We start from the raw sequence: 16,552 nt of genomic DNA on the forward strand, positions 1-16,552 counted from the left end.
TTATGGCAAAAAAATCAAAACTGGGTGTTGCATCTGCAATCGTAGTCGGCGCAGGAGCAGCCGCATTATATGCAAAAAAGGCGAGTGAAAACAAGCAGGCAAAAAACGGACAGACAGGAAAAAAGGCAGACGAAACACAGGAACGAAACGAGTACCGCAATACAGAACGCGGTAAGTATGAAAAAAACAGCAAAGGTATTTATTACAGCAACGGCAACTACGAAGCATTTGCCCGTCCGGAAAAACCGGAAGGTGTTGACGATAAGCATGCATACCTTGTAGGCAGCGGGCTGGCTTCACTTGCGGCGGCGTGTTTCCTTGTACGTGACGGACAGATGCCGGGCAAAAACATTCACATTTTAGAAGCTATGGACATTGCAGGCGGTGCGTGTGACGGTATTTACGATGCTTCCCGCGGTTATGTAATGCGCGGCGGCCGTGAAATGGAAAATCATTTTGAGTGCCTGTGGGATTTATTCCGCAGTATTCCATCAATTGAAACACCGGGCGTTTCCGTGCTGGACGAATATTACTGGCTCAACAAAAAAGACCCGAACTATTCATTATGCCGTGCAACGGTAAACCGTGGACAGGATGCCCATACAGACGGCAAATTTAATTTAAGCCAGAAGGGTTGTATGGAAATTATGAAGCTCTTTATGACCAAGGACGAAGATTTATACGACAAGACGATTGAAGATGTTTTTGATGACGAAGTGTTTGATTCGACATTCTGGTTATACTGGAGAACGATGTTTGCATTTGAAAACTGGCACAGTGCATTGGAAATGAAGCTGTATTTTCAGCGTTTTATTCATCATATCGCAGGTCTGCCTGATTTCAGTGCGTTAAAATTTACAAAATACAATCAGTATGAATCCCTGATTCTGCCGATGAAGAAATATCTGGAAGATGCCGGCGTAGAATTCCGTTTTAATACAGAAGTAACAAATGTTATTTTTGAGCATAAGGACGGCAAAAAGATTGCAACGGCGATTGAGTGTAAGGAAAAAGGTGTAGAAAAGGGCATTGTCCTGACTGAAAATGACCTTGTATTTGTTACAAACGGAAGCTGTACGGAGGGAACGATTTACGGCGACCAGAACCATGCACCAAACGGTGATGCAGAAGTGCGCACAAGCGGCTGCTGGAGCCTTTGGAAAAATATTGCAAAGCAGGACCCGTCATTCGGACATCCTGAAAAGTTCTGTTCAGATGTAGCAAAGACGAACTGGGAATCTGCAACGGTTACAACACTTGATGATAAGATTATTCCATATATCACAAAGATTTGTAAGAGAGACCCAAAGAGCGGAAAAGTTGTAACAGGCGGTATTGTAAGCTGTCAGGATTCTAAATGGTTGTTGAGCTGGACGATTAACAGACAGGGACAGTTTAAGGACCAGGATAAAGATAAGGTCTGCGTATGGGTATATGGACTGTTTACCGATGTACCGGGCGATTATGTTAAAAAGCCGATGAAAGAGTGTACCGGTAAGGAAATCACAGAAGAATGGCTGTATCACTTAGGTGTGCCGGTTGAAGAAATCGAAGACCTCGCTGAAAACAGTGCAGTCTGCGTACCGACAATGATGCCGTATATTACAGCATTCTTTATGCCAAGAACCAAGGGAGACAGACCGGACGTTATTCCGGACGGCTGTGTAAACTTTGCATTCCTCGGACAGTTTGCGGATACACCAAGAGATACTGTATTTACAACAGAGTATTCTGTAAGAACGGCAATGGAAGCGGTTTACGGACTGCTCGGTGTTGACCGTGGCGTACCGGAAGTATGGGGCAGTGTTTACGATGTCCGTGAATTGCTTGACAGCTCCGTAAAGCTGATGGACGGAAAATCTCCGCTTGAAATTCAGCTGCCTGGACCACTCAATGCCTTAAAGAAGCCTTTATTAAAGCTTGTAAAAGGCAATGTCATTGAAAAATTACTGCGTGACCACGATATTTTAAAAGATAATATGTAATTTTACGGGACCGGCACAAAATGAAGTGCCGGTCCCTTTTTTGGCATATTTTGCGGCATATCGTATTTAAGGTGGATAGCTTTCATTTTCTGTAAAAATTTCCAGAAAAAACCATATGTAAAATGGTAAGAATTGACATACAATTTTAATAAATTTCATAAATTTTTTGATACCAACAGAGAAAGCGGCGGATTATAATAAAAATATGTGATAAATAACGAGGTGACGACATGGGGGATAAAATGAGGGATAAAACAAATGAGCCGGTAAAAGAACTTAAAGGTCTGACCGAACAGGAAGTGGAACTCAGGGTAGAACAGGGACTGGATAACCGTGCCGATACGACGACGGATAAATCTATCAAAGAAATAATTTTTTCCAATGCATTTACATATTTTAATTTAATATTTTTAATTATTTCAATATTGCTGCTATGCGTAAAATCATACCGGAATCTGACATTTCTGCCGATTGTTATCGGAAATACGCTGATTGGCATTGTACAGGAACTGCGTGCAAAGAAGATTCTGGATAAAATGAATCTGTTAAACGCGCCGCATGCAACCGTATTAAGAGAAGGCATGCAAAGGCAGATTTTATCGGAAGAACTGGTAAAAGACGATATTGTGGTACTGCGCGCGGGCGATCAGATTTGTGCCGATGCGACAGTGCTTGAGGGAAATGTGCAGGTCAATGAATCGCTTCTGACAGGCGAAGCCGATGAAGTTGAAAAAAAGGCAGGCATGCCGCTGTTATCCGGCAGTTTTGTGGTTGCGGGAGAATGTTACGCACGGCTTGATAAAGTGGGAAAGGATTCGTATATTTCAAGACTTGCGACACAGGCAAAATCCATGGGTAGTGGAGAGCAGTCAGAAATGGTGCGCTCGATTAACCAGATTGTCAAATGGGTTGGTATTATAATTATTCCGATTAGCATTATTTTATTTTACCAGAGTTTTTATATCAATCACACAACCTTGCAAAAAGGTGTCACGTCAACTGTTGCGGCAATCATTGGCATGATACCGGAGGGGCTGTATCTGCTGACGACAATTGCGTTGGCGTTAAGTACCATGCGGCTTGCAAAAAACAAAGTGTTACTGCATGATATGAAAAGTATTGAAACGCTTGCCAGAGTAGACGTGCTGTGTGTGGATAAGACGGGAACAATTACAGAGCCGTCCATGTGTGTCAAAGAGATTCACGCATTTTCAGGGGAAAATGAGCATACAGCGGGACAATATAGTCGGTTTGATGAAGCAGAACAGTCCACGCGGTTTCATGAAACAGAGCTGGAAGCCTTGTTGGCAGACTATGTCCGGGCATCAAAGGATAACAATGCGACCATGCAGGCATTAAAAGCATATATGGCGCAGAATATTGGAAAAAATGACAATGCTGTCAATTATAAAAATACAGATACAGAAAACAGACAGGTGGTGGAAGTCTTTCCGTTTTCATCGGCTGTAAAGTACAGCGGTGTTGTATTTAACGACGGTGCTTATGTACTGGGGGCGCCTGAATTTGTCATGCAGTCCCATTTTTCCGAGGTAGAACAGGAACTGCTTCCTTATACAAAGAAAGGATACCGTGTGCTGATATTTGCCCGCTATGCAGGCAGGGATTTGAAAAACGGATTGACGGAAGAAGTGACACCATTGGGCTTTATTGTGCTGTCCAATCCAATCCGTGCCAACGCAAAGGAAACATTTGCGTATTTTAAAGCACAGGGTGTACAGATTAAAGTCATTTCAGGAGATAACCCGGAAACGGTTTCGGAGATTGCAAAGCAGGCAGGCATTGAGGGGGCGCAAAATTATATTGATGCCACGCGGTTAGATTCACAATTTAAAATTGAAGAAGCGGTCAGAGAGTATACGGTTTTTGGCAGGGTAACACCAAAGCAGAAACAGCAGCTGGTGCAGGCACTCCAGAAAGATAAACACACAGTTGCAATGACGGGTGACGGTGTCAATGATATTCTTGCCATGAAAGATGCGGATTGCAGTGTAGCAATGGCATCGGGCAGTGAAGCGGCTTCGCAGGCGGCACAGGTTGTCCTGCTGGATTCGGATTTTGCACATATGCCTTCGGTTGTCTGGGAGGGCAGACGTGTCGTCAATAATGTGGAACGCTCGGCAAGCCTGTTTTTGGTAAAAAACATCTTCTCCCTGCTGATGTCAGTATTTTCGGCGGTATTTATGATTACATATCCGTTGGAACCGGCACACATTTCATTGATTAGTATGTTTACAATCGGTATTCCGGGATTTTTGCTGGCATTAGAGCCAAACAAGGAACGAATCAAAGGGAAATTTATCAAAAAAGTTTTGTTAAAAGCATTGCCAGCCGGACTGACCGATGTCTTTGTGGTTGGTGCACTGGTGATATGCGGCGATGTCTTTTCACTGCCGTCAGCGGATATTGCGACAGCGGCGACACTGTTACTGGCGGTTGTCGGATTTATGATTTTAATTAAAATCAGTGAACCGTTTAACAAGATGAAATATGCCATATTATTTGGCAATATCGCAGGACTGCTGTTTTGCGGTATTATGCTGAATCACCTGTTTGCAATGAGCCAGTTGTCGGCAATCTGTATGCTGTTATTAATCGTATTCGGATTTGCAGCAGAATCCTTATTCCGCTACCTGACACTGCTGGTTGAAAAAGCAGACGAGTGGGTAGAGAAAAAAAGCCGGACACGTCTGTAAAGAGCGTGTCCGGGTATTTTTGCATGGATTGGATTTTGGATTGGTAATTTATGATAACTCCAGCTTTCCTGTATACAACTGATAGTACGTTCCCTTTTGTGCAATCAAATCTTCGTGGTCGCCGCGCTCAATAATCTGACCGTGGTCTAATACGATAATTGCGTTACTGTTGCGGATAGTAGAAAGGCGGTGCGCAATAACAAATACGGTACGTCCCTTCATTAAGTTATCCATACCCTTCTGTACGATACTTTCGGTACGTGTATCAATACTTGAAGTTGCTTCGTCCAGAATTAAAACCGGCGGGTCGGCAACAGCGGCACGGGCAATGGAAATGAGCTGGCGCTGTCCCTGTGACAATTCTTCGCCGTCACCGCTTAACAGTGTATCATAACCGTGCGGAAGCATATTGATAAACTGGTCTGCGTGAGCCAGCTTTGCCGCATTGTAAATCTGTTCATCGGTTGCATCAAGATTACCGTAGCGGATATTGTCCTTAATCGTACCGGTAAAGAGGTGCGTATCCTGAAGAACAATACCGAGTGAACGGCGTAAGTCATCTTTTTTAATCTTTGTAATATCAATGCCGTCATAGCGGATTTCACCGTTCTGAATATCGTAAAAACGGTTAATCAGGTTGGTAATCGTTGTTTTTCCGGCACCGGTAGAACCTACAAAGGCAAGCTTCTGACCCGGTTTTGCAAAAAGACTGATATCCTTTAAAATAATCTTATCCGGGTTGTAACCGAAGGTCACATCCTTAAAACGGACATCCCCTGTTAATTCGGTATAAGAAGCCGTGCCGTCAGAAGCCGTCTGCTTCCATGCCCAGATACCGGTTCTTTCCTTACATTCATGAAGGATGCCGTTGTCATCCTTTGTGGCATTGACAAGTGTAACCGTTCCTTCATCCGCTTCCGGAGTTTCATCAATCAGCGCAAAAATACGTTCTGCACCGGCAAGCGCCATAACGATAGAGTTAAACTGCTGTGCGACCTGCATGAAAGGCTGTGTAAAGCTTTTTGTAAACTGTAAATAAGAAGCCATAACACCCAGTGTAATGCCGCCGACACCCATAACGGAGAGCGTACCGCCTAAAACTGCGGTTAATACGAACTGGAGATTACCGATGTTACCGATAACAGGTCCCATGATATTGGCGTACTTATTGGCATTTGCGGCGCTTTCAAATAAAGCTTCGTTTAATGCGTCAAATTCTTCTTCGGACTTTCTTTCGTGGTTGAAAACCTTTACCACACGCTGACCGTTCATGCGTTCTTCGACAAATCCGGTAACGTCGGCAAGTGCTACCTGCTGGCGCACGAAGTATTTACCGCTGTTTCCGCCGATAGCTTTTGTTACAAGAATTAAGATGCCGATAACGGCAACTGCAAGCAGTGTCAGCAGAGGGCTTAACACCAGCATGGCAATAAACGTTACAATAATTGTAAAAAAGGACATCAGCGCCTGCGGAATCGACTGGCTGATCATCTGACGCAGGGTATCCGTATCGTTCGTATAAAGGCTCATGACAGAACCGTTGGTATTCTGGTCAAAGTAGCGGATTGGCAGTGTCTGCATATGCTCAAACATATCGTCACGCACACGCTTTAACACTCCCTGACCGATGTATACCATCATTCGTGTATAAATAAATGTAGAAAGTACACCCATTAAAAAGATACAGCCTAAAACAGCCAGTGCCTGATAAAATCTTGTGAAATCCGGTGATTCCTGTCCGATTAACGGAATAATGAAATCATCGAGCATATATTTCAGTGACAAGGACACAGAAATAGAAGCAACGGAGCTGATTAAAATGCACACAAATACCAGCACAAAACGCAACTTATACGTTTCGGTTACGTATTTGAGCAGTCTTTTGGCTGTTTTGAGTGTATTTTTTGAAAGCCGGGACGGCTTTTTTGTTTTCTTTTCATTACTCATTTTCAGCACCTCCCTTTACCTGTGATTCATAAACTTCTCTGTAAATTTCATTGGTCTTTAACAGTTCTTTAGAAGTACCGATACCCGTGATTTTACCGTCATCAAGCACGATAATCTGGTCAGCATCTTCAATCGAAGAAACACGCTGTGCAATAATGATTTTTGTGGTATCCGGAATTTCTTCACGGAATGCTTTACGGATTAGCGCATCGGTTTTTGTATCAACTGCACTTGTCGAATCGTCCAGAATCAGGATTTTCGGTTTTTTAAGCAGCGCTCTTGCAATACAAAGGCGTTGTTTCTGACCGCCGGATACATTGTTACCGCCCTGGACAATCTGTGTATTGTAGCCGTTTGGAAATTCCTGGACAAAGCCGTCAGCCTGTGCCAGTTTACATACATTCTGTACTTCTTCGTCGGTTGCACTTTCATTTCCCCAGCGGATATTTTCATAAATAGTACCGGAGAAAAGAACATTTTTTTGTAAAACCATGGAAACCTGGTCACGCAGGGCTTCCAGATTGTAATTGCGTACATCGACACCGCCGACTTTGACAGCGCCGCCGGTTACGTCATACAGTCTTGGAATGAGCTGTACGAGTGTGGATTTGGCACTTCCCGTTCCACCGATGATACCGATTGTCTGACCGGATTGAATGTGAAGGCAGACATCTTTTAAAGAAAGAGTACCGTCTTTACCTGCATAGCTGAAGTTTACGTGGTCGAAAATGATTTCTCCGTTTGCAACATCCTTTACAGCATCGTCAGAATCCTGCATTTCAGGTTCTTCATTTAAAACTTCTGCGATACGGTCGGTAGAAGCTTCCGCAATCATAATCATAACGAATACGAAAGTTACCATCATCAGGGACATCAGAATCTGAAGTGAGTAGACGATGATACTGGTCAGTTCACCGGTTTGCATTGTACCGGTAACAATGCTGTTTCCGCCAATCGCAACAATGACTAAAATAACAACGTACATGGTAAACTGCATGACAGGAGAGTTCCATGCAACGATTTTTTCCGCCTTTGTAAACAGGCTGTATACATATTTGGAAATGATGTGGAATTTGTCAATTTCGTAATCTTCACGGACAAATGCCTTTACCACACGGGAAGCATTGACATTTTCCTGTACGGAATTATTTAAAACATCATATTCATCAAATACCTTGATAAAATGCGGGTGCGCCTTTTTGGCAATAAATATCAGTGTTCCGCCAAGCAATGGGATAACGATTAAAAACAGCATAGCAACCGTTTTATTTAAAACGAGTGTCATAACCCATGATAAAATAATCATAATCGGCGCTCTGGCAAGAAGACGGATACTCATCATATATGCCATCTGTACGTTGGTAATATCCGTTGTCATACGGGTTACCAGACCGGAAGTAGAAAAGTGGTCGATATTTTTAAATGAAAACTGCTGGATTTTATAAAAAATATCGTGGCGCAGATTTTTGGAATAACCTGCCGCCGCAACGGCCGCCATATTACCGGCAGTCACACCGAAAAACAGGGCAAGCATTGCCATTGCAACTAAAATAATACCGCGCTGGATAATGTAGTTTAAATTTCCGTCTGCAATGCCCACATCAATAATTTTAGCCATTTCAAGCGGAATCAGAACTTCCATAAAAACTTCAAGAATAACAAAAAACGGTGTCAGAAAGGACTGCTTTTTATATTCACGCACGGACTTTAACAGTGTTTTGTTCATGGTTTGATTCTCCTTAATTTTATAGTTTATTTTCAGAAAGGTTTTGTAACATTTGCAGGAGCACCTGCTTGCAGACTGCCACATCTTTTTTGGAAATGCCCTGGGTCATCTGGGCTTCTGATTCGTTGATGTGGTACAGGATACTGGGACGAAGCGCCTCTGCCTTTTTGGTAGGCACAATCCGTTTGAGTCTGGCATCTTTTTCAACACTTTCGCGGTAGATAAATCCGTTTTTTTCCATCAGCTGTAAAATGCCGGTTACGGTAGACTTGCGAATCTGAAATTCTTCTTCAATATCTTTTTGATAAATTTCCCGATGCAGTGTTTCCAAAAGAATGAACTTAAGAATGTGCTTCTGCATAACGGTCAGACTGTCACCGTCAATCATAGCGACAATGCAGTTTTTTCGTTTCATCTGGTGGGAAAGCATCTGAATCAGTCGTCCCATGTGCATGTTAGTGGATTTTTCATCAAAATCCTGCAATCCAATCACACTCCTTTCTAAAGAAATGGTTAGCAACCTAACTTTTGATATTATAGGGAGAAGATTTTTAAATGTCAACTTTTTCTTTAGGAGTTTATAAAAAGTTCATATTCGGGAAAAATTTATCATTCCGCATCTGCCGCATGAAGATTAAAATATAGGTCGGAATGCAGCTAAGACACGGAAATGCATAAAAGGTACATTTTCGTGTCCTTTTATGGAAAACGGATTTTGTCAGAATGTTGATTTTTTATAAAAAATATAGTATGATAAAAACAATTCAAGTGTAAATATGAGGGGGATGGATAATAATGAAATATTGGATAAAAAGGAGTGTACTGCCTTTTGGTATTGTATGTCTGATGAGTATGGCACTGTGTGGCTGTGGCAGAGAGAAAAAGGAAGCTGTAACGGTACAGCCCGAACTGGTTATCGGAAGCGATGACTATGAGCCGTATAATTATCAGAATGAGAATGGCGATTATGCAGGTGTTGATGTGGAGCTGGCAAAAGAAGCGTGCCGCCGGATAGGCTATACACCGGTCTTTAAACAGATTCAGTGGGATGATAAAGATATTTATTTAGAAAACGGTGAAGTTGACTGTGCGTGGGGCAGTTTCTCAATGGATGGCAGGGAGGATGATTATATCTGGGTCGGACCTTATATGTACAGCAGGGAAGTTGTGATGGTGCGGACGGACAGTGATATTTATAAGCTGGATGACTTAGCCGGGAAAAATGTTGCGGTACAGTCCAGTACACAGCCTGAACGGATTTTTTTAGGGCAGGATTACGATATAATTCCCAAGGTGAAAAATGTGTATTCCTTTGTAGAGATGAATGAATTATTTGCTGCATTGCGCAAGGGATACGTTGATGCCTGTGCGGGACATGAGATTGTGATGCGGGAATATTTAAGGCAGTCCGGTCAGAAATACCGCATTTTAGATGAGGAAATCATTGATTCAAAACTGGGTGTGGCTTTTTCAAAAAATAAAGACACCCAGAAGGCAGAACAGCTTCGTCAGGCGATGGCGGAGATGCTTGAAGACGGAACGGTTCAGTGTATTTTGGAAAAATATGGGATGGAAAACCGGGTGGCAGCAGGGGGGATTACACCATGAAAAAATCAGGACAGTCTAAAATGAAGGTGCAGTTATACGAAGGACTCCTTGTAGTTGTCATTATAGTGGTTATTGTCGTTCTGATACTGGCGGTCCGCTCGGATAAAAAAAATATTGAGAAGACCTTTGACAATACACTGACTTATTTAAAAAGTCAGTGCTTAAGCTACGATGAGGTCGTACAGGCAGATAAAATTAAGAGCCTGGTACGGCTGACAGAACAGGCAGTTGAAGTAGGAGCGGATATCCATAGGGATTCTGAGTTAATTGATTCAGTATATTTAAAGAACTATACAGAGGCACAGCGGATGGCAGGTATTATCATTTTAGATGAAGATATGCAGCCGGAATGTCAATACAGCAATGTCGGATTGGATTATGATGCATGGAAGGAACTGATTCAGGATAAAAAAATCAGCGAGATTACAAAATATTCTAAAAAAATCTATGCAGAACGGATTCAGAAAAACGAAAAATGGTATGATCTGGCAGCAATATCCAGAACAGACAGTCCGGGAGTTGTATTTTGCTACTGTTATCAGGATACAGACCGTCTGACAGACAGTTATGCGGCAGTCAATAATCTGCTTGCCGGATATGCCATGGATATGAATGGTACCCTTTTTATAGCAGCTGATGATAAAATTTACGGAACAAATGATGCGCAATACGAGAATTGTCAAACCACGGAAATTCCGGTTATACAGGAATTACGTTCCACAGAACTCTCAGATAATCTGGTATATTTTACAAGTGACGGACACCGTTATTGTGGCGGAAAAGGACGATACAGGGATTATAATTTATACGTATATTATCCACAGAAAGAAGTGTTTGCGGCAACACGCAGGACAGTTCTTTTGGCATTATGTATTTCCATGCTTATCTGGGCAGCTGCAACGGTGGCAAGAAATAAATCCGGGCGGGTTCATATGCGGGAATTAAATGAGCAGCTAAAGATTATTGAAGCACAGCAGAAAAAAGAGGTGGAATATCAGTTAAAATTAAAGCAGTCCATGGAAGAAGCAGTCCGTGCTAATATAGCAAAGACAGATTTTCTACGCAGAATGAGCCACGATATCCGTACACCGATTAACGGAATCAGGGGTATGGTAGAAATCGGAAGGTATTATAAGGATGATTTGGAAAAACAGAGCGATTGTCGTGAAAAAGTCTGGGAGGCTTCCGGCTTTCTGCTGGACCTGGTCAATGATGTTCTGGATATGAATAAACTCGAATCCGGACAAATCCAGCTTTCAGAAGATTCTTTTGATTTGCAGGATATTTTAAATGAAGTAATGTCTATTTTAACGGTACAGGCAAAAAAGAAAAATGTCTGTTTTTATCCGATACAGACACAGCTCATGCACTGGCATTTAATCGGCAGTCCGTTACATCTGCGGCAGATTCTTTTAAATATTATGGGAAATGCCATTAAGTATAATAAAGAAGGTGGTTCGGTGACGACCTCGGTGACAGAAACGGAGAGTACATCTGATTTTAACAGAGTCATGCTGGAATTCATATGTCAGGATACAGGAATTGGTATGAGTAAAGATTTTCAGGAGCATATGTTTGAACCGTTCGCTCAGGAAAAAGAGATGATGCAGACCGTTTACAGCGGCACGGGACTGGGACTTCCGATTGTCAAAAAAATTGTAGAGGTAATGCAGGGAACAATTGATTATACCAGTGAAAAAGAGAAAGGCACAACATTTGTAATAAGACTGCCGTTTCAGGTGGATAAGAAGAAGGAACAGTATACAGTGCAGGATGAAGAAGCAAAAACTGTTGTACTTGACGGCATGAAAGTTCTGCTTGCGGAAGACAATGTGCTTAACATGGAAATTGCAGATTTCATCTGTGAGAATGAAGGCATGATTGTTACAAAAGCATGGAACGGAAAAGAAGCATTGGAGTTGTTTGAACAGGCTGAACCCGGCACATTTGATATTATATTGATGGATTTGATGATGCCGGTTATGAGCGGACTTGAAACGGCAAAAAATATCCGCTCGCTTCAGCGGCCGGATGCAAAGACGATACCAATCATAGCAATGACGGCAAATGCCTTTTCGGATGATGTGGCAGACTGCAAAGCGGCGGGAATGAATGAGCATGTGTCAAAGCCGCTGGATGCGGATAAGCTGATAGAAACGATAGCAAAATATGTTTCAGGATAAAAAATAAGGATAAAAAATAATAATTTTTTATAGACACCAATCAATAGATATGGTATATTAAATTGCTACTATAAAAACGAAAGAATAAAACATGTACAATAATGTATGGAAAGGCAGGCGCTATTGAGAAAAAACATTACAAGAGGAAAAAGAATTTTTGCGGCAGCAGCCGTAGTGACAGCAGTGTGTATGACAACCAATACAGTTGTTCCATTTATGACTTATGCATACGCAGATACAGCGAATATACGTGCAGGGGCAGTTACGGTTACAAGTGAAAGCCAGCTTCGTCAGGCATTGCAGGCGGGCAGCAGTTTAATTGTTGTCAGTGGGAGTATTACGGTTGCAGAGGACGCTGCGGGAACACCTCTTATGATACCGGGAAATGTGACGATAACAGGGGCGGACAGCAGCAGTGAACTGATTATCAGAGGTGCAGTACAGCTTACCGGTGATCATGTTACGATTCAAAATGTAAAATTGCATTTTATTTCCACGAATGCTTTACAAAGCGTCGTACATAGAGAGATTTTTCTGGCTGGACACAGTCTGGTACTGGATAGTGTAGATACGTATGTTAAAGGTGGTGCAGGTTCCGGACTGGGAGGTTTTGGGGGAACAGAAGAAGAACTGCTCCCAACAGTCTATGCAGGCGGATTTAAAAATACGGTTGTCGGACAAAATGCATCATTGACTGTTACCAATGCGGTTGAAAATACAAAGATTCAGGCCGTTTACATGAGCCATGATTCCGGGAGTGACGGGAAAACCGCATATACAGGCAGCGCAGAAGTTTATGCAGATGCAAAAACGGTTATTCGTGAAGGAATTCATACAGAAAATAACAGCTGTGCAGATATTACGCTGAAAGGCATGGGAGAGAGTATTATTGCCAGTGCGAAAATAAAAGATTTTTACGGCAATGAAAACACCAGTCTGACCTTGCAGAAATGTTCTGTAGACGGCAATATCCAGAATGTTGAAAATGTTATATTGGATGATGAAGCGGAACTGTGCCTGGTATCCGGCAGTTTAAAAAATATAGAGGTAAAAAACAAAGCCTCTTTAAATCTGACAGAGTATGATGAAAGTATCTTTGTTGAAATTAAAGGAAATTTCACCGGAAATCAGACGTCAGACAATATCGCAGACGGCTATATTGTATTAAAAAAGGATAATCAGGTCATTATTGATAAGGATGTAACAGGTACAACGAAGGCGGCAGTCGGTAATAAGCTGTTTCCATCCGTTTTCACGGAAGGTTATACTTATATAACGGCGCAGGGCAAGGCAGCTAAGGAAAGCTTTGCACCGGCAAAAGCAGGCTGGTTTTTTAAATATACCGTGGATACACAGTCAAACTGGACAGCAACGACAAAGCAGCCGGAGGAAGAAGACTTATCTGTTGGCAGACTGGTGATTCAGTCTGCACCGCAAACGGTAAATATCAACCGCATTTTCCAAAAGGAAGACGGCTCAATTCCTGATGATACGGTGTATTTTGATATTGACTGTTATAACAGTCAGGGCGTATTAATGGACGGTGCTGATGTGACCGACTGGCTTGGAAGCAGTGTTTTGGTTATGAAAACGTCACTTTGGGAAAGTGAAGATGCGGAAAGTCTGAATGAAACCAATTGGGGCGAAGCTGTCGCGCTGGTAACGGACGGAGAAAATTATCCAAACCGTTATTTTTTAGAAGCATATCCGGGGGCAAAGACGGGAACATATACTTTTTTATTTTTCCCGAACGGATATGATGAAGGCAATATTGAAACAGTCGGCGCGGTAAAAGCCCAGAAAGATAAGATATTTGCAGAATGTACGGTGGAATTTACCGATAAAGATATTGAACCGGTGCAGAAGCATCAGGTGATTGTAGGCAATGGAACCGGTTCGGGAGAATATGCAGCAGGCGACATTGTCACTATAACTGCGGCAGGTGCGGCACAGGGTATGGCATTTGACCGGTGGGCAGGCAATACTGCACTTGATTTTACAGAGAACACGGACAGCCATTCAGCGACAGCTGTATTTATCATGCCGGACGGTGATGTCGAAATCAATGCAGAATATAAAGACATTTCGGCTCCGACAGGAGAGATTACCGTATCGACAAATAAGTGGAACGTATTCTGCAATGCAGTGACATTTGGAAAGTTTTTCAAGGAAAGACAGGAAGTCGGTATTCATGCAGATGATCTGGGGCTGGGTATCTATAAGGTTTTTTATCTGATTTCAGAGGAAGCAAAGACGTTGGAAGAAGTGCAAAATATTCAGGCTTCAGACTGGATGGTTTACGAACAGCGTTTTGCAATTGATCCGGATAAAAAATGTATTGTTTATGTTAAAATTACAGATAAGGGCGGTAATACAGCCTATCTGTCTACAGACGGACTGGTATTTGACGGTTCTTCACCGGTTATTGGCGGCGTAAAGCATAATGAAACATACGGCGGCAGTGTTCAGTTTACGGTAAACGATGACAATCTGGACTATGTGGAGATTGACGGTGTTTTAGCAGGTCGTGAAAACGGAGGTTATACGGTCACAGATGTTGAAGGAGTGCATACAATCACAGCCGTTGATAAAGCCGGAAACCGTACACAGGTAAGCGTTACAATTGTACACGCAACACAGCCAACAACGGAAGCACCAAAGCCAACGCAGAAACCAACGGAAGCGCCGACTGAAAAGCCAACGCAGAAGCCGACACAGGTGACGACGGAAAGCACAACCGAAAGTACAACAGAAGCGCCAAAGCCAACGCAGAAACCAACGGAAGCGCCAACAGAGGTAACAAAGCCGACGGAAAAGCCGACAGAGGTGACAAAGCCGACTGAAAAGCCAACGCAGAAGCCGACACAGGCGACGACGGAAAGCACAACCGAAGGCACAACAGAAGCGCCAAAGCCAACGCAGAAACCAACGGAAGCGCCGACAGAGGTGACAAAGCCGACAGAAGCCCCGACACAGAAGCCGGAAACAGATGAAAAGGTCATTTATGAAATGCGTCAGGATGCAGATGGTAACTGGCATTACTATGCAAATGATACTATTGCTGCGGATTACTGTGGCATGGCAGTAAATGAATACGGCTGGTGGTATATCAAGAATGGTGATGTAGACTTTACATATACAGGTATGGCATGCAATGAGTACGGCTGGTGGTACTTCAACAACGGACAGCTGGATACGACATTTTACGGTCTTGCAAATAATGAATATGGAACATGGTTCTATACGGACGGACAGTTAAATTTCGGTTTTACAGGGATGATTATTCCGGATGACGAGTGGCTCTATGTTCAGAACGGACAGGTACTGACAGATTATACCGGAATGGCATTAAACGACTACGGCTGGTGGTACTTTAACAATGGCAGAATTGATTTTGTATATATCGGGATGGCGGCAAATGAATACGGCTGGTGGTATTTTAACAACGGACAGATTGATTTTGGCTATAACGGTTTTGCCGCAAATGAATATGGTACATGGCTGTTTACAAACGGTATTTTAAATACGGGATTTACCGGTATGACATTAAATGGTGGTACATGGGTATATGTTACAGATGGATATATCAGTGACACTTATACCGGAATGGCATTAAATGAATATGGCTGGTGGTACTTTAACAATGGCACACTGGATTTTAACTATACCGGAATGGCTTTAAATGAGTACGGCTGGTGGTATTTTAAGAATGGACAGCTGGATTTAGGATTTACCGGTATTGGCAGTAATGAATACGGTGACTGGTTCTTTAAGGACGGGAGAATCGCTTTTGAGTACACAGGAAGCTATAATGATGGCGGACAATGGTATATGGTAAATAGCGGTTTTGCCAGTAAAATATAATAAAATCATGGGAATGGAGCAGAAATCCAATATGGAACTGCTCCATTTTTAAAAAAAATTGGCACTCCGGTATTGACATTGCTAATAATAGGTGCTATAGTACAGATAGAACAAAAGAGAAAGCAAAGTAAGTTGAAAACAGCAGATGTTTTACAATTAAAGGCTGATACAGTTTCATATGAAGCTGCTCAACATAAATGAATGAATATGAAAGGAAGCGATTGTTATGGATAAGAATCCAAAACATCCATTAAAAAAGAAGAAAGTTGTACAGAAGGTGAATGCAACTGCAAACCATATGGAAGGTGAGCAGGAAGTTTCATCAAAGCATAAAAAACACACATATTAGTTGAGTGAAAAATCCCACAGGCTGCGAAATGACGACCTGTGGGATTTTCTTTATTAAATTCAGACTGGTACAGAGTCTTGCGCTGATGGCGATTGTTGTATTCAATGCGTCCGGCGTAAAAGAAGTATTGTTACAGTTATTCAATAAGATTATTGAAACGTAAAAACGGTATTGCT

The 16,552-nt window shown here is 42.4% G+C and carries 10 protein-coding genes; 7 read left to right on the forward strand and 3 right to left on the reverse strand.

Going from position 1 to position 16,552, the window contains the following annotated elements:
- Positions 1-2: 2 nt before the first annotated feature.
- Both WMO37_RS01870 and WMO37_RS01875 read left to right on the forward strand, forming a co-directional pair.
- Entirely contained in the window at positions 3-1,985 is a 1,983-nt protein-coding gene (locus tag WMO37_RS01870) for an oleate hydratase (protein ID WP_349154186.1), read from the forward strand.
- A 242-nt stretch (positions 1,986-2,227) separates the two neighbouring features.
- Complete coding sequence (locus WMO37_RS01875; RefSeq protein WP_349154187.1) at positions 2,228-4,699, forward strand: cation-translocating P-type ATPase; 2,472 nt, start codon at positions 2,228-2,230, stop codon at positions 4,697-4,699.
- Positions 4,700-4,747: 48 nt separating this feature from the next.
- On the opposite strand, the gene WMO37_RS01880 is transcribed toward WMO37_RS01875, so the two are convergent.
- From WMO37_RS01880 to WMO37_RS01890, 3 genes are read right to left on the reverse strand one after another with little or no spacing between them, the layout of a single operon-like run.
- Positions 4,748-6,646, reverse strand: coding sequence for an ABC transporter ATP-binding protein (locus WMO37_RS01880; RefSeq protein ID WP_349154188.1), 1,899 nt, complete (start codon positions 6,644-6,646; stop codon positions 4,748-4,750).
- Entirely contained in the window at positions 6,639-8,372 is a 1,734-nt protein-coding gene (locus WMO37_RS01885; protein WP_349154189.1) for an ABC transporter ATP-binding protein, read from the reverse strand. The genes WMO37_RS01880 and WMO37_RS01885 overlap by 8 nt, the downstream gene beginning before the upstream one ends.
- Before the next feature lie 19 nt (positions 8,373-8,391).
- A complete protein-coding gene (locus tag WMO37_RS01890; RefSeq protein WP_349154228.1) occupies positions 8,392-8,856 on the reverse strand; it encodes a MarR family winged helix-turn-helix transcriptional regulator in 465 nt (154 codons plus the stop codon).
- Positions 8,857-9,167: 311 nt separating this feature from the next.
- Between WMO37_RS01890 and WMO37_RS01895 the strand changes: the two genes are divergently transcribed.
- The 5 genes from WMO37_RS01895 (at position 9,168) to WMO37_RS01915 (ending at position 16,539) form a co-directional block, all read left to right on the forward strand.
- Positions 9,168-9,980: a substrate-binding periplasmic protein gene (locus WMO37_RS01895; protein WP_349154190.1), complete on the forward strand. Its 813-nt coding sequence runs from the start codon at positions 9,168-9,170 to the stop codon at positions 9,978-9,980.
- Complete coding sequence (locus WMO37_RS01900; protein WP_349154191.1) at positions 9,977-12,163, forward strand: ATP-binding protein; 2,187 nt, start codon at positions 9,977-9,979, stop codon at positions 12,161-12,163. Before WMO37_RS01895 ends, WMO37_RS01900 begins: the two co-directional genes overlap by 4 nt.
- Before the next feature lie 123 nt (positions 12,164-12,286).
- Positions 12,287-16,027, forward strand: coding sequence for an InlB B-repeat-containing protein (locus WMO37_RS01905; protein ID WP_349154192.1), 3,741 nt, complete (start codon positions 12,287-12,289; stop codon positions 16,025-16,027).
- A gap of 226 nt (positions 16,028-16,253) precedes the next feature.
- Positions 16,254-16,376: a hypothetical protein gene (locus tag WMO37_RS01910; protein WP_264473911.1), complete on the forward strand. Its 123-nt coding sequence runs from the start codon at positions 16,254-16,256 to the stop codon at positions 16,374-16,376.
- Positions 16,377-16,404: 28 nt separating this feature from the next.
- Positions 16,405-16,539, forward strand: a complete 135-nt coding sequence (locus WMO37_RS01915; protein WP_349154193.1) for a hypothetical protein — start codon at positions 16,405-16,407, stop codon at positions 16,537-16,539.
- The last annotated feature ends 13 nt before the right edge of the window (positions 16,540-16,552 follow it).

Origin of the sequence: Lachnospira intestinalis, assembly GCF_040095895.1 — a bacterium.
Lineage (GTDB): Bacteria > Bacillota > Clostridia > Lachnospirales > Lachnospiraceae > Lachnospira > Lachnospira intestinalis.

What these genes read in the sequence shown, in the direction of transcription:
- WMO37_RS01870 (WP_349154186.1), top strand. Translation starts at nt 3, where the DNA reads ATGGCAAAAAAATCAAAACTGGGTGTTGCATCTGCAATCGTAGTCGGC.
- WMO37_RS01875 (WP_349154187.1), top strand. Translation starts at nt 2,228, where the DNA reads ATGAGGGATAAAACAAATGAGCCGGTAAAAGAACTTAAAGGTCTGACC.
- WMO37_RS01885 (WP_349154189.1), bottom strand. Translation starts at nt 8,372, where the DNA reads ATGAACAAAACACTGTTAAAGTCCGTGCGTGAATATAAAAAGCAGTCC.
- WMO37_RS01915 (WP_349154193.1), top strand. Translation starts at nt 16,405, where the DNA reads ATGACGACCTGTGGGATTTTCTTTATTAAATTCAGACTGGTACAGAGT.
- WMO37_RS01880 (WP_349154188.1), bottom strand. Translation starts at nt 6,646, where the DNA reads ATGAGTAATGAAAAGAAAACAAAAAAGCCGTCCCGGCTTTCAAAAAAT.
- WMO37_RS01895 (WP_349154190.1), top strand. Translation starts at nt 9,168, where the DNA reads ATGAAATATTGGATAAAAAGGAGTGTACTGCCTTTTGGTATTGTATGT.
- WMO37_RS01910 (WP_264473911.1), top strand. Translation starts at nt 16,254, where the DNA reads ATGGATAAGAATCCAAAACATCCATTAAAAAAGAAGAAAGTTGTACAG.
- WMO37_RS01900 (WP_349154191.1), top strand. Translation starts at nt 9,977, where the DNA reads ATGAAAAAATCAGGACAGTCTAAAATGAAGGTGCAGTTATACGAAGGA.